The sequence below is a fragment of the Microbulbifer elongatus genome (assembly GCF_021165935.1).
Lineage (GTDB): Bacteria > Pseudomonadota > Gammaproteobacteria > Pseudomonadales > Cellvibrionaceae > Microbulbifer > Microbulbifer elongatus.
The window spans coordinates 4155071-4170013 of the sequence record NZ_CP088953.1 but is presented as its reverse complement, the minus strand read 5'-3'; the positions used below and the strand labels follow the sequence as shown (position 1 = coordinate 4170013).

At 58.6% G+C, this 14943-nt stretch carries 11 protein-coding genes; 5 read left to right on the top strand and 6 right to left on the bottom strand.

Translation table 11 applies throughout. From position 1 onward, the window contains the following. The first annotated feature begins 233 nt into the window (after positions 1–233). Entirely contained in the window at positions 234–1982 is a 1749-nt protein-coding gene (locus LRR79_RS17165; protein ID WP_231758373.1) for a diguanylate cyclase, read from the top strand. Here LRR79_RS17165 and LRR79_RS17160 read toward each other — a convergent pair. Together LRR79_RS17160 and ettA are read right to left on the bottom strand one after the other, a co-directional pair. After that, complete coding sequence (locus LRR79_RS17160) at positions 1974–3815, bottom strand: ATP-binding protein (protein ID WP_231758372.1); 1842 nt, start codon at positions 3813–3815, stop codon at positions 1974–1976. The genes LRR79_RS17165 and LRR79_RS17160 overlap by 9 nt on opposite strands. Before the next feature lie 133 nt (positions 3816–3948). Next, positions 3949–5613, bottom strand: a complete 1665-nt coding sequence (gene ettA / locus LRR79_RS17155; RefSeq protein WP_231758371.1) for an energy-dependent translational throttle protein EttA — start codon at positions 5611–5613, stop codon at positions 3949–3951. A 558-nt stretch (positions 5614–6171) separates the two neighbouring features. Between ettA and LRR79_RS17150 the strand changes: the two genes are divergently transcribed. The 4 genes from LRR79_RS17150 to fnr all read left to right on the top strand — a co-directional run bounded on the left by LRR79_RS17150 (position 6172) and on the right by fnr (position 10593). Next, entirely contained in the window at positions 6172–7281 is a 1110-nt protein-coding gene (locus tag LRR79_RS17150; RefSeq protein WP_231758370.1) for an enoyl-CoA hydratase/isomerase family protein, read from the top strand. A gap of 66 nt (positions 7282–7347) precedes the next feature. Then, entirely contained in the window at positions 7348–8256 is a 909-nt protein-coding gene (gene mmsB, locus LRR79_RS17145; protein WP_231758369.1) for a 3-hydroxyisobutyrate dehydrogenase, read from the top strand. Positions 8257–8373: 117 nt separating this feature from the next. Further along, complete coding sequence (gene hemN, locus LRR79_RS17140; RefSeq protein WP_231758368.1) at positions 8374–9810, top strand: oxygen-independent coproporphyrinogen III oxidase; 1437 nt, start codon at positions 8374–8376, stop codon at positions 9808–9810. A 57-nt stretch (positions 9811–9867) separates the two neighbouring features. Beyond that, positions 9868–10593, top strand: a complete 726-nt coding sequence (fnr, locus tag LRR79_RS17135; RefSeq protein ID WP_231758367.1) for a fumarate/nitrate reduction transcriptional regulator Fnr — start codon at positions 9868–9870, stop codon at positions 10591–10593. 77 nt (positions 10594–10670) lie between these two features. Here the strand turns inward: fnr and LRR79_RS17130 are convergent, their stop codons facing one another. From LRR79_RS17130 to LRR79_RS17115, 4 genes are all read right to left on the bottom strand, one after another. Beyond that, complete coding sequence (locus LRR79_RS17130) at positions 10671–11075, bottom strand: hypothetical protein (protein ID WP_231758366.1); 405 nt, start codon at positions 11073–11075, stop codon at positions 10671–10673. A 100-nt stretch (positions 11076–11175) separates the two neighbouring features. After that, on the bottom strand, positions 11176–11724 hold the full coding sequence (locus LRR79_RS17125; RefSeq protein ID WP_231758365.1) for a HugZ family pyridoxamine 5'-phosphate oxidase: 549 nt from the start codon (positions 11722–11724) through the stop codon (positions 11176–11178). Then, positions 11721–12254, bottom strand: a complete 534-nt coding sequence (hutX, locus tag LRR79_RS17120) for a heme utilization cystosolic carrier protein HutX (protein WP_231758364.1) — start codon at positions 12252–12254, stop codon at positions 11721–11723. The genes LRR79_RS17125 and hutX overlap by 4 nt, the downstream gene beginning before the upstream one ends. A gap of 320 nt (positions 12255–12574) precedes the next feature. After that, the gene (locus LRR79_RS17115; RefSeq protein ID WP_231758363.1) at positions 12575–14641 is read right to left on the bottom strand and encodes a TonB-dependent hemoglobin/transferrin/lactoferrin family receptor; all 2067 of its coding nucleotides are present in this window, start codon (positions 14639–14641) and stop codon (positions 12575–12577) included. Positions 14642–14943 lie beyond the last annotated feature (302 nt).

Here is a 14943-nt window from a genome sequence, read left to right as displayed (position 1 = left end):
CACGGATGAATACCGCCACACCCGGATGTGACAGGGAACGAAGGGCAGCCAGTGGCTGCCCTTTTTTTATCGCCTGATGAAATGGTTGCGCTGTCATTTTTACGGGGGTGACAAAGGTTGTGATAGTATTTTGAGGGACTGTTCAACAGGCGCCGGTAGCCGCGGGGAAACACCACTCGTGCAACTGCCAGGGCTGCCGCGCAAGACTCGAACTCACTGGATTAGGTTTACGGATGAAACTGATCGGTGCCCTCATTCATTGCATGCGCATTGGTTTGTTGTGCGCGCCGTGGCTTTTCGCGCCATCCGTCGCCCGTGCGGATATTGTTGACGCCGCGCCACCTGTGGTTGAGGTCGCACCCGGCCAGTCTGTACTCTCTCTCACTCCCTACCTGCAACTGTTCGTCGACCATGACCACGCCTTGTCGGCGGACGCACCGAATCCCGCAGCGCTTGCCCACAGACTCACGCCACTCAACCGGGAAGCTGCGAATTTTGGCTTCAGTGATGCGGCCTACTGGGTGGCTTTTACCCTGAGAAACCCGACCGATCGCGACCTGCCTCTGGTGATTCGTCAGGATTATCCGCTGATGGATCATCTGGATTTCTGGGCACCTGCCGTTGAGGGTGGCTGGCACCATGTGCGCACCGGCGACCACCAGCCGTTCGACAGTCGCCCGCTGGCGTTGCGGGATTATGTATTTCCTATCACCTTGCCCCCGCAGAGCCTGCAAACCTACTACCTTCGCTTCGCGTCTGCCGGCAGTATCAACATCGGGTTGTCGGTGAGCAGTCAGCAGGCCTACCTGCCGCGCCTCGGCCTTGAACAATTACTTTATGGGATCTACTACGGCGGATTTCTGGTGTTGGTGCTGTACAACCTGTTTCTGTTTCTCGCTCTGCGGGATACGGCTTATGCCTTTTATATGGGCTACAGCATCTGCTGCGGCCTGTTCTTTGCGGTACTCAATGGCTTTGCGTTTCAGTTTTTCTGGCCCGATTTCCCCTGGCTGGCCAACCGCGCGCTGTTGCTCGCGCTCGGGTTGACGCTGACCTTTGCCATTCAGTTTGCGCGGTTGATCTGCAACGTCAAACGGCTGGCGCCCCGGGTGGACAGATTTTGCGGACTGCTGCGCTACGGGACCATTACCCTGACGGTACTGGCTCCGTTTGTCGATTACGCCACCATGACCGAAATCTTTTCTGCGGCCGCACTGATTGTCTCGTTGACCTCACTTTCAGTGGGCGCGGTCAGCGTGTGGCGCGGCTCGGTGTCGGCGCGTTATTTTTTGATTGCGTGGATCACACTGATGTGGACCGTGGTCATGTACGTGTTCAAAACCTTCGGATTGTTGCCCCACAACGCCATCACCCACAATGCTTTCCAGGTAGGGGCTCTGATCGAAATGGTACTGCTGTCTCTTGCCCTGGGGGCGCGGGTGGGGGAGATCCAGCGGCAGGGGCATACCGATCAGCTGACCGGGCTATTTAATCGCCGCCATTTCGATGAGCTGCTGGCAAAGGAATTTTCTCAGGCGACCCGCAACGAAACGCCCCTGTCGCTGGTGGTACTGGATCTGGATCATTTCAAAGCCATCAATGACCGGCTGGGGCACGCGCGAGGTGATGAGGCCCTGCGGGCAGTGGGGCATCTGGCGAGCAGGCTGGTGCGCAAACCTGCGGTTGCCTGTCGCTACGGCGGTGAGGAGTTTGCCGTACTGCTGCCGGGCTGTGATAAACCGGTCGCCACCAAAATTGCGGATCGACTTCTGAATGCAGTGGCGAAGATGGACTGCGACGGTGTCCCCCTGAGTGTCAGCATTGGGGTCGCGAGTTACGAAAATGGCAATTTCACTTCCGCCATACAGTTGTTCGAAGCCGCGGACAGTGCCTTGTATATGGCCAAAGAAGGCGGGCGCAACAAGGTGGTGACCAGTCCCGATGGCGAAACATCGTCGCAACTGGCAGCCTCGCTATTCTGATTGGGGGAGGTGGCTCTTGATGGTGGCGATCAGCTGTGGAAAGGCGATGGGTTTGGTGAGATAGGCGTTCATGCCCGCATCCATGGCGGCGTTCTGTTGATCGCTGAATGCAGCGGCGGAGAGTCCGATAATGGGTGTCTCGCCAATCACCGGGTCTTTACGGATCTGGCGCGTTGCCTCGATACCGGTGAGGCCCGGTAGCTGCACGTCCATAAATATCAGGTCCGGGCGCAGGGTCCTGGCCTTGTCGATACCGTCGCGCCCGTCGGCCACAAATGTCGCGCACAGCTCCAGATCGTCGCAAAAGGCCTGCATCAGCGTCTGGTTGAGTGGATTGTCTTCAAACACCAGTACCTGCTTGCCCGCCAGCCGGGCACAGGGGAATTCGCCGGCGAGCGCTTGCGGTGGCTCCGGGTTGCCCCTGCGCAGCGGCAAAACGACCGTAAAGCGGGTGCCTGTGCTGCCGTCACTGCGGAGGCTGATCTCGCCGCCGAGCAGCTCGACCAGGCTGCGGGTGATCGGCAGGCCGAGACCGGTACCCCGGGTCTGCCCCAGGTGGGATTTATCCACCTGTTCGAATGGTTCGAAAATAATGGCCTGTTGTTCCGGCGTAATACCAATACCGCGATCGGTGACTTCGATGACCAGTTGCGTCCCGTTGAGTGCTCTCAAGCGCAGCTCAACGGTGCTGTTGGCAGGGGAAAATTTGATGGCGTTGGCGATCAGGTTGATCAGGATCTGCGAGAGCTTTCCCCGGTCACATTCAATGTATTCCGGTAGCGCGGGGTCGATATCGCTGTGGATACGCACCCCCTGGCGTATCGCCTCCGGTTCGCAGGAAACCAGAATGCACTGAACCAGCCGCTGCAGGGGAAAGTGTTCGTTTACGGCTTCGATTTTGCCGGCCTCGATGCGGGAAATATCCAGTACATCGTTGACCAGTTCTGCCAGCCGCTGACCGCTGATGGAAATTTTTTCCAGAAAACTGTGAAAATCCTGTGGCAGTTCGACCCCTTGGCTGCGGCTCTGCAGCACCTGACTGAACCCGACAATGGCGTTGAGCGGTGTACGGATTTCATGGCTCATATTGGTCAGGAAGCGGGTTTTCGAGCGACTGAAAAACTCCGCTTTGTCCTTGGCTGCCAGCAGATCCCGCTCCAGGTTTTTGCGGTCGGTAATATCCAGAATGACACCGATCAATCCTCCAAGTCGACCATCTTCCAGTGTGTAGGCGCCCTTGTTGAATACCACATCGTGCAGCGTGCCGTCTGCGTAAACCACCTGGGATTCATACACCTGATGGCCGCGCTGGCGCATCAGCTCGAGGTCCTTTTCGTGGTAGATCTTTGCCTGAGGGCCGGGGGATACCCCGAATACCGAACGGCCGATAATTTCGCTGCGGGGCTTGCCGAGGAACGCCTCGAATGCCCGGTTGCACCCGGTGTAGATGCCCTTGGCATCCTTGTAGAAGATCGGCGCCGGAATTGCGTCGGTAAGCACCTGCAGAAAGTGCAGCTGATCGGAGAGTGCCACCTCGGTGGCTTCCCGCTCCAGCAGTTCCCGCTGGTAGCGTGCATTGAGTTTTTCCTGGTACTGCAGCAACTGGGTCAGTTGCCGGTTGAGCTTGCGCTGCCGGCGCAGCAGGTAATGCCACAGGGTGACCAGAAGAAGAGTGACGAAAGCGATTCGGATAGTCAGGCCAAGTGGCGCACTACTCTGTGGAACCCAGGTATCCACCGCCCACTCACTGATACCGATCAGGGTGGCGGTAACCAGCGCGAGGGGGAGCAGTCTGCGCCCGGAGGAAAGTTGGACACCTGTGGAGTCATTCATAGGCCGGTATCGATCGAGATTATTTTTTCACCACATTACTCAATTCAGTGAATACCGGCAATATTGCAATCTGGTTACGCGCCAATAAAAAAGCCCGCGGGTGCGGGCTTATTTTCTGTTACCTGGCAATGTCTCAGGTCTTCAGTTTCTTGTACTGCATCCGATGCGGTGTGGCATTCTCACCATTGCGGGCCACGAAGTCCTCGTGGTACTCGGTGTAGTTGCCCTCAAAGAACACCACATTGCTGTCGCCTTCGTAGGCCAGAATGTGGGTGGCCACACGGTCCAGGAACCAGCGGTCGTGCGAGATCACCATGGCGCAGCCGGGGAAGCTCAGCAGGGCTTCTTCCAGGGCGCGCAGGGTTTCGATGTCCAGGTCGTTGGACGGTTCGTCCAGCAGCAGGACGTTGGCGCCCTGCTTCAGGGTGTAGGCCAGGTGCAGGCGGCCGCGCTCACCACCGGACAGTTCGCCCACACGCTTCTGCTGATCGGAACCCTTGAAGTTGAAACGGCCGATATAGTTGCGCGAACCCACTTCGTAGTTGTTGATCTTGAGCATGTCGTGGCCGTCGGACACGGCTTCCCACACGGTCTTGTTATCGTCCAGGTTCTCGCGGCTCTGATCGACGCTGGCAATCTGTACGGTTTCACCGATCTTGATCTCGCCGGAATCCGGCTTTTCGGTGCCGTTGATCATGCGGAACAGGGTGGATTTACCGGCACCGTTACCGCCAACAATACCGACGATGGCGCCCTTGGGCACACGGAACGACAGGTTGTCGATCAGTACGCGGTCGCCAAAGGATTTACTCACGTTGACCAGCTCGATCACATTGTCACCGAGGCGCTCGCCCGGCGGAATGTAGATTTCGTTGGTCTCGTTGCGGGCCTGGAATTCCTGGGACTGCATTTCTTCCAGGCGCGACAGACGGGCCTTGTTCTTGGACTGGCGGCCTTTCGGATTCTGGCGGGCCCATTCCAGTTCTTTCTGCATGGCCTTGGCGCGGGCCTGCTCGCCTTTCTGCTCCTGCTCCAGGCGTTTCTCTTTCTGTTCCAGCCAGGTGGTGTAGTTGCCTTCCCAGGGAATACCGTGGCCGCGGTCCAGTTCCAGAATCCAGCCGGCGACATTGTCGAGGAAGTAGCGGTCATGGGTAATGGCCACCACGGTGCCTTCGAAGTCGTGCAGGAAGCGCTCCAGCCAATAGACGGATTCGGCATCCAGGTGGTTGGTGGGCTCGTCCAGCAGCAGCATGTCGGGGCGGGACAGCAGCAGGCGGCACAGGGCCACACGGCGCTTCTCACCCCCGGACAGGTTGTTCACATCCGCATCCCAGGGCGGCAGGCGCAGGGCGTCCGCGGCCACTTCCAGGCGGTGTTCCAGGTTGTGGGCATCCCAGGCCTGGATCACGTCTTCATATTGCTGCTGTTTCTTGGCCAGGGCGTCGAAGTCGGCATCGGGCTCGGCGTAGTCGGCGTAGACCTGTTCCAGGCCGGCCAGCGCGTCGATGGCTTCGCGCATGCCGTCTTCGACGTTACCGCGTACGTTCTTGGACGGATCCAGCTGCGGTTCCTGGGGCAGGTAGCCGACGTTGATGCCGGGCATGGCGCGGGCTTCACCGTTATAGTCCTGATCGACACCCGCCATAATGCGCAGCAGGGTGGATTTACCGGCGCCGTTCAGGCCCAGTACGCCGATTTTGGCGCCAGGGAAGAAGGACAGAGAAATATCTTTCAGAATCTCACGCTTGGGCGGAACAACCTTGCCCACGCGGTTCATTGTGTATACGTATTCAGCCATTAGAGCTCTAATCCAGTCGGTCAGAATTTGCGCGCAAGTTATCAGGTTGGTGGGAAAGTTCAACCTGGTGGTGGGCGGATAGTCCTGCGGTGGTTTTCGGTCAGGTTTGGTGGCGCCGCTGCTACCGGTAAACCCCATGCGAGACACGAGCTAGGCGCCCCCGCTCAACCCATCCATGGGGGCACTTCTAAAACGTCTCTGTTTTAGAAGGTCTCGCATGGGGTTTCCCGGTATCAGCGCCTTCCCTGCGGATTCTGTAGATTCTAATTGATTCCGCGTTGCCGGCTACGACGTCCAGGACCTTAGTGCTAAGGCGGAGTGGCGGGGAAAGGTTTTCAAAAGCGTCGGCGACAGGGACGTCGCCGACGCAGCGTACAGGGATGTGTGCACAGCGGTTTTGAAAACCTTTACCCGGTGCTTCGCCGCCACAGGTAGAGCGATCGTGCGTACCACGCGACGAGCAGATACGGTAGGAATCTGGAGTAATGCCACAGACCCCGCATCTATGTTTAACTTTGTCCCAAACAAGACAGCTAAAACAATACAACCGGAATCAGTATGACCCAGGAATCACCCGTAATCGTCGAGCGCCAGGGCGCGCTTGGCAAATTGACGCTGAATCTGCCCAAAGCACTCAATGCCCTGAATCTCGACATGATCGATATTCTGGCCGCCCAGCTCGATGCCTGGGAGCAGGACGACAGTGTTGGCTGTGTCTGGATCGACGGTGCAGGGGAGAAAGCCCTGTGTGCCGGTGGCGATGTGGTGGCGTTGCACCGGGAGTCCGGCAGCTACGATGAGCAGGGTGCGAGCCGGTTTGTGCAGGACTTCTTTACCCGCGAGTACCGGCTCGACTACCGCATTCATACCTACGCCAAACCGATCGTAGTGTGGGGTAGTGGGATTGTGATGGGTGGAGGCATCGGCGTTATGAGTGGTGCCAGCCACCGCGTTGTCACCGAGACCACCCGTATGGCGATGCCAGAAATCACCATTGGTCTGTTCCCGGATGTGGGCGGCAGCTGGTTTCTGAACCGGATGCCGGGCCGCACCGGTCTGTTTCTCGGCCTCACCGGTGCCCAGTTCAACGGTACCGATGCGCTGTATTGCGGTATGGCGGACCGCCTGTTGCCCAGTGATGCAAAACAGGCATTGATCGACAGACTGGCGGCGCTTGATTTTACCGGGAGGGATCAACAGGACCACGCCCGGGTCAGCCGCGCGGTGCAGTCCCTGGAACTGGACGCGACAGATCACCCGGCGCCGAATCTGCGCGAACACTACGATGTCATCCAGCAGCTCACCGACGCGCCGACCCTGCCGGAGGTGTACCGGGATATCATCGACTACAGCGGGGAAGATCCCTGGCTGCAGCGTGCCGCCAAAACCCTGAAGGCAGGCTGCCCGCTTACCGCGTGGGTCGTGTGGGAACAACTGCGCCGGGCACGGCATATGTCGTTGGCGCAGGTGCTGCAGATGGAACTGGCGCTGGCGGTCAATATGTGTGGCAATGGCCAGGTAAAAGAGGGCGTGCGCGCGCTGTTGATCGACAAGGATCGCAACCCACAGTGGCAGCCGGCGCAGACTGAAGAGGTCACGGCGGAGCAAGTCGAGGCCTGTTTTTTCGAGCCGTGGGATGGAGAAAACCCTCTGGCAGACCTCGAGTAAATCGGTGGATGCGCAGCGCATCCACCAATAAAAACAGAAAAACAATAATTACACGGAGTAGTGCCAATGAACCCGATCAAACACATCGCCTTTATCGGCCTCGGCAATATGGGCGGGCCCATGGCGGCGAACCTAGTAAAACAAGGTTTTACCGTAACCGCCTTTGACCTGTCAGCCCCGATGCTGGAAAGCGCGGTAGAAAACGGTTGTGCGAAAGCCGACAGTGCGCACGCCGCCATTGCGGGTGCCGATGCGGTGGTATCCATGCTGCCGAGCGGCGAGGCGGTGCGCACTTTATATCTGGGTGTACACGGCCTATTGCAGGCGATGGACGCCAACACCCTGCTGATCGACTGCTCCACCATTGCCGCCAATGATGCCCGGCAGGTGATCGCCGCCGCTGGCGAACGCGGTATCGACGCGCTGGATGCGCCGGTATCCGGCGGTACCGCAGCGGCTGCGGCAGGCACACTTTCTTTTATGTGCGGTGGTGAGGCCGCGGCCGTGGCACGGGCGCGGCCGGTTCTGGACGCCATGGGTGCGAATATCTTTCACGCCGGACCAGCGGGCAGTGGGCAGGTGGCGAAAATCTGTAACAACATGCTGCTCGCGATTCAAATGATCGGCACGGCCGAAGCCCTGCAGCTGGGGGTGGACAATGGCATGGATCCCGCGGTGCTGTCGGAAATCATGGGCGCCAGTTCCGGTGGCAACTGGTCGCTGGAAAAGTACAACCCCTATCCCGGGGTGATGGACGGTGTTCCCGCTTCCCGCGGTTATCAGGGCGGCTTTTCTGTGGCGTTGATGCTGAAGGATCTCGGCCTGGCCATGGATACCGCCGCGGGCAGTGCTTCCTCGACACCACTGGGGGCTCTGGCGAAAAATCTTTACCAGCTTCACGGCGGTGACCCGATCAATCGCGCACTGGATTTTTCCTCTATTCAGAATCTGTTCCGCCGTCCGGTGGGCGACTGACCGCCCGACACCGGGTGAATCTCCGGGCAATTGATTTGGATCAAGGGCCGGGGACTTTTGCTGGGTAACGTACGCTGATCCAATCTCCACAGAAAAACGGATCAGAGGTATTCCCTGATGGCCGACGCAGTCGCGTTCCCAGCCCCCGCCCCGGGGGTGCCTGTCGGACTGATCGACAGGCATGCTCCGCCACTGACAACAGAATTGCTCGCACGGTATTCCGGACCCTGCCCGCGCTATACCTCTTACCCGACGGCGGATCGGTTTCGCGAGCTGCGCGCCAGTGACCCCGGCACCCAGCCCTGGGATGCGCTCCGTAGTGTGAAGACGTTATCTCTGTACGTGCATATCCCGTTCTGTCGGTCTCTTTGTTACTTCTGCGCATGCAACAAGATCATTACCAATCAGTACGGTCTTGCATCGAGTTATCTCGACCATGTGCTGCGGGAGGCCGAGTGGTACCGGGAGCGGGTGGCCCGTGCACCGGTTGTACAGTTGCACCTGGGAGGCGGCACGCCGACGTTTCTTAACGATGGCGATTTGCATCGTTTGATGGTGGGACTGGGGGACGTGTTTGATTTACCCGGCGGCGATCCGGTGGAATACAGTATTGAGGCGGATCCGCGCGTACTGGATCGCGAGACCCTGGACACTCTGAGAGCACTCGGCTTCAATCGCCTCAGTCTTGGCATACAGGATTTCAATCCGGGTGTGCAGCGCGCGATAAACCGGATCTGCAGTCCCGAGCAGGTCGGAACTCTCACCGAAGACGCGCGCAAGCGCGGCTTCCGTTCCGTTTCCTACGATCTGATTTACGGTTTGCCCGGGCAGGATGTGCCCAGCCTGGAAAAAACACTGGATACGGTGTTGGATCTGGCACCGGATCGCATTGCGTTGTATCACTACGCGCACCTGCCGGAGCGATTCAGGGCACAGCGCCTGATCAACTCGGATTTGATGCCGTCACCGTCGCAAAAAATCGCCATGCAGCTCGCCGCCAGCCGCCGGCTGACTGACGCCGGTTACCTATTCCTGGGGATGGACCACTTCGCGCGCCCCGATGACGCCCTGGCCAGGGCCGCAGGAGAGGGGCGGCTGGCGCGGAACTTTCAGGGGTATACCCTGATGCCGGCAGATGCCCTGGTGGGGCTCGGCGCGTCTGCCATCAGCTACAGTCGCGATGGCTATTGGCAGAACCACCACAGCAATAAAGCCTATGCCGCGGCTATCCACGAGCGCGGTGAGGCGATTTTTCGCGGCTGGCAGCTCAGTGACGACGACCGCCTGCGCCAGTGGTTGATCATGGAATTGATGTGCCACCTGCGTGTGGCCAGATCGGATATTGAGGCCAGAGCCGGACAGCGCCTGGAGAGCGCGTTTGCCGCGGAGCTGGCACGGTTGCAGCCGATGTTTGCCGACGGCCTGCTGGTACTGAACGATCGTGACCTGTACGTCACCGAGCGTGGCCGCTGGTTTCTGCGCAATGCCGCTGCCGCATTTGATACCTACCTGCACCAGGCTGATCAGACCACCGGTTACTCGCGGGTGCTTTAAGGTCGTGCCGGAGATACAATTCAGGGACTCTGTGAACCGAAAGACGCCGCCATCCACATGAAAGAGACTTCTTCAGCCGTCAGTTGTGGCAACTGCTCCGTCCGCCGCTTGTGCCTGCCAATGGGCCTGAGTGACGAGGATATTGCGCGCCTGGAGCAGGTCACGCGCAAGAAGAAAATCATCAAAGCCGGGGAGACCCTGTTTCGCGCGGGCGATCCGTTTACCAATCTGTACGCGATCCGCTCCGGCAGCTTCAAGTCCGCGGTCATCGGCGCTGGAGGTGATGTACAGGTGACGCATTTTGCACTGCCGGGCGAATTGCTGGGGCTTGATGCCTACAGCGGCAGTATTCATCCGGGGTATGCTGAGGCGCTGGAGGAAAGTAGTGTTTGTGTGCTGCCGTTCACTCAGCTCGAAGGCCTGGCGCAGCAGGTGCCGGCTCTGCAGAAGCAGATCTACAGTATCTTTTCCGAGGAGCTGAAGCAGGAAAATGAAGCCCTGCTGCTGTTGGGCAAGCGCTCTGCGGAGAGTCGTCTGGCAGCGTTACTGATCAATATTTCCAGCCGCTATTCCCGCCGTGGTTACTCTGCCAGCGAGTTTGTACTTTCCATGTCGCGCATGGATATTGCCAATTACCTCGGGCTCACCGCGGAAACGGTCAGCCGCCTGATCAGCCGCTTTCAAAAGCAGCAACTGATCCGTGTGCAGGGGCGCTCGGTCTCGATCAGCGATCTGATCGCGCTCAGTGAAATAGCCGGGACGCACTGCAGCTACGAGGGCTGAGTAGCGTGCATCCCGCTGTACCCCGGGGCGCGCCGGGGTGCAGCGGGGCACGTTGGCCGAATGGCCACTGCTCGCGCTCAGAAGTAGTAATCTTCCAGCTCGATTTCTTCCCAGTCGTACACCAGGTGCGAGCCGTCGGCGGTGACCAGGCTGACCTTGTCGGCCTCCAGGCAATCGGACCAGTCGACTTTGTTCAGATCCACCATCTCCGCACCGCCGTGCACCTTCACCAGGGAGTCTTCCCAGGCCTGATGGCAGTAACGGGGAATCTCGCCCTCAACGATCAGTTCCCGGCCCAGATACTTTTCATAATCCAGCTGGGGGACCGCATTCAGGTGATAGCGCGCTTCAGCGCCCATCAGATAGAACTTGCCATTTTCCTCGGTCAGCAGACCGGTGGCGGTCAGCGTCTGAGGGGCCTGGTTGGCCGCACAGCCCGCAAGGAACATCAGCGGAAGCAGAAAGCCTTTTCGAGAAGTCATATTTATTACTCTTTAGTTACTTGTTACTAAAAAGTAACAAACCACGATTGCAGTAGCGTTGCAGTTTTGTTGCGCTATTTCAAGCGTGGCTGAGCGGCGTTCAGGCTGCGTCGTTCTTCTCTCTGTGGCCGTCCGTCAGATGCAAGGCCACCTGCTTTTCCAGCCCCTCCAATGCATAGGCCTGGCCGAACCCCTTCACGTAGCGCCCGGCGCTGGGCTGCAGCTCAAACAGGTGGAAGTCTTCAAGGTCCTTGAGGTGGTCCATGACCGGACCAAACTTTTCACGCAACTGCCCGATACGCTGTTGCCACTGGTCCTCGCCGCGGCCGATCGTATTCGCAACCACGTTGAACGTGACGCGCAGGCGGGCGAAAGCCTGTTTTGTGTCGGCCTCGTCGGCATTGAATATTACCGATGCCTTGTTGTGGGCCATGAGATTGGCGCAATGCTCGGACAGTTCCGAGATGTACAGGTAGAAGTTGCCATCGGCAGCCAGGAAAGGGGCGGTGCTTGCGTGAGGTTGCCCGTCTGCGGTGAGGCTGGCGAGGTTCAGTAGTTTGCGGGTAGCAATAAAGTCCCGCACCTCGGCTACCAGATCGGCGCCTTCGTTGGTTTTTGGCGCAGCCTGTTGTGCATTCTGATCGGTCATTTCCGAATCTCCCCTGTAGAATGTTCAGCGCTGGCGCCCGCCAGCTGCTGTTGAAATTGTTTGAAGCGCTCGACCTGTTGCGGAATCAATTTGCGCTCGGCATCCCGACCTAAAAATACTTTGAAGACACAGTTCCCGCTGGGGGCGAGAAAGACCATGGCGTGGCTTTCGGACCCGCGGTGGGGTTTGCTCACAAAGGCGACTTCCACCAGCCCTTCCACCAGCAGGTGGCCGTGGAAGGGGTTTTTATGGTGCATAAAATTGTAGTAACCGTGGGCAATGCTGCCTTTGGGAAATTCGCCTTTAAATTCGAATACGGAGCCTTCGTTCTGGACAATGGCGGTCACTTTGCCCCAGGTGGGCAGCTCTTCGATCAGTTGCCAGACGGCGTCGCTGCCGGCGAGTGAGGCCATCTCACCCGGCAGGTTGGCGATAATCTCGCGGACACTGGTGTCGAGCTGTTTCGCCATCTGTTCCAGGGTAAAGCCAGATTCACTGGCAAGTAGTTCCTGTACTTTGTCTTGTATCACTTTTTGTTGCCCCTGTTTTTGCATAAGCAATACCAAATAAATAATCCCTATTAATCCGCTACCTCATAAATAGCCGAGTCAGTGGTGGCCATTGCGCAAACGATTGCCGATGAGGTTGTTTGCGCAATGGCCACCACTGGCTCGGCGGGCTACGGAGCTATGACACGCTCCGTGGACCGCGGTCTTCGGAGTTTTGGGCTCCGCGAATCGCGGCATCCGGCGGTAATTACTTGTCAAACAACCTAGCGGCAATCGTTTGCCAAATAATTACCCCCGAATGCCGCTCGTTTGTGGCGCATTGAGGCTGTGGGTATTTTCGATCAGAAACGATAGCTGGCAGACAGTTTAATGTTGCGGCCGGGCATATACAGTTCCTGGAACGCCACGCGGTACTCTTCGTCCGTCAGGTTGTCCATAGCCAGTCCGAGCTTGATACCGTTCAGGCTGCCAGCGGCGGGTTCCCAGGTGACGTAGGCATCTGCCAGGGTGTAGCTGTTGTACTCATTGGTCACCTCTGCTGGCAGCTGATTCTGGGCAGAGACCATCGAGGTGCGCAGGCCCGCCTTGAGGTCGCGTTGCAGGAAGTAGTAACCAAGGTCCAGTACAAACTTGTCCGCGGGGATACTGCTCAGATAGCTGTCATCGGTAAGATCCTTACCCTCAGTCTGACCATAGCTCGCCCCCACTTCCAGGTCGTGTAAACGATAGCTTGCGTTCAGCTCAAAACCTTCCAGTTCCGCTTCATCCACATTCACGTAGGTGGTGTTCATGGGAAAGCCGAAGATGGGGTGCGGATTGGTTACCACCTGTTCGATAAAGTTATCCACTTTATTGCGGAAAATCGCCGCGCTGGCATTGAACTGATCGTGTTCACTGGCCAGGTGATTGAACGTGAAATCCGCTCGCAATTCGGTGTTGGCGGCTTCTTCAGACGCCAGGTCCGGATTGGGGATAAATGTGTTGGCGAGATAGCCCAGGCCCATAAAGCTGAAGTCACCGTAGGCGTAATGGGTGCCCTGGGTGTACATCTCTTCTACTCCCGGTGCGCGAAACGCTTTGGCGTAGCTGGCGCTCAGGTTCAGCCAGTCGGTGGCTTTTACGGCGGCGACGATTGACGGGGAGAGCGCGGTGTCGCTGCGCACGGAGTCTGCCAGCTGCTGGCTTTCGGCTTCGAAGCGGTCGTAGCGCACGCCTGGGGTCAGGGTGAATACATCGCCGAAGGTAAATGCGGCCTGGGCGTAGAGGCCGAGGACGTCGGTATCGGCGTTCAGGTTTTCGGGGCGGCTGTCGCCGTCGCGCACGGTGGTGACGTCGTCCTGATACCAGTCGAGGCCGTAGACCCACTGGGCGCCGAGGCCTTCTGTTGCATTGGTTAGTGCGATACCGGTTGTGGTGACTTCGGTGTCGTCGTTTTGACCGGCTTCCCCCTGGGCGGGCCGGAACTCATCGAACCGGGTGTCGTTGCGGTAAACCGTCAGCTTGGAAGTGTGCTTGCCTTCCAGTGCCTGAATCCAGTAGTTGGCCGTGACGTTCTGATCGGTAATGTCGCGCTCTACCAGCGGAGAGCTGGTGCCGACGTTGCTGTTGGGGTTGGACGGTACGCCTTCTTCGCGGTTGTTGTGGCGGAAAGACAGGTCGACGCGCTGGTTGTCGCTGATTTTAAAGCCGCCGCGGGCGAGCAGGGCGGTGTTTTCGCTGGCACTGTTTTCCAGTTCCTCGCCACCGCCGATTTCCACATTGTCATGCTCGGAAACGGCGCCATTCACCAGGTAATCGAAATCGCCGGCCAGGCCGTAAATGGCGGCGGTGGTTTCGGTGCTGTCACCATTGCTACCCAGCTCCTGTTTCAGGTAGCCGCCGAGGCTGTCGCCGTTTTTCAGCAGATCCACGGCACTCCTGGTGGACAGGGCCACCACCCCGCCGATGGCACCGGAGCCCCACAGACTGGAGGCGGGGCCCTTTTTTACTTCTACCTGTTTAAGCAGCTCCGGGTCCAGCTGGTAGGTGCCGCGGTGGCCGGAGTTGAAATTCTGGCGGGCGCCATCAATGGTCTGCAGTACGCGCACGCCCTGCAGACCGCGAATATTCGGTGCCTGGTTGGAGTAGCGGGGGCCGCCGGTGACTTCGATATTGGGCTCGTATTTCAGTGCCTGGGCAATGGACTCCGGCTGCTGCTCGTCCAGTTGTGCGCGCCCGACCACCGCGATGCTCTCGTCGCTTTCTCTGGCGGCCGGATTACGGTCGGCGGCAACCACCACCTCGCCAAACTGGATTACCGGCTGATCGTCTGCCTGCGTATCCGTCGCCTGCCCGTGGACACCACTGGTGCCCAGCGTGAGTAGCGCGGCTGCGAGTGGATGAAGTTTCAGGTTTCTGTACTGGCCCATGGCGGTGCTCCCTTTGTGTATTCCCGAGTTAGGTTCCCAATGGCATACCCGTATTGCCGGCCATTCGTCGGTCGCCGGTTGGTACGGTTGCGCCGAATGATAGGCCTGGTAAACCTTATTGTAAATGCAAACAATTATCGTTTGATGTGTGGTGGGCAAATTGTTAGTCTTCCTCGCGGCGGGAGCAAACGGGACTCTCGTACCGGTGACGGGCGGGGTGGCAGGTGCGCCTCTCGCAAAAGATGCCGTGTAAAAATCACTGCGAATAGAGCGTTGGCGCAGGTGAACAGGGAAGCGCTCAG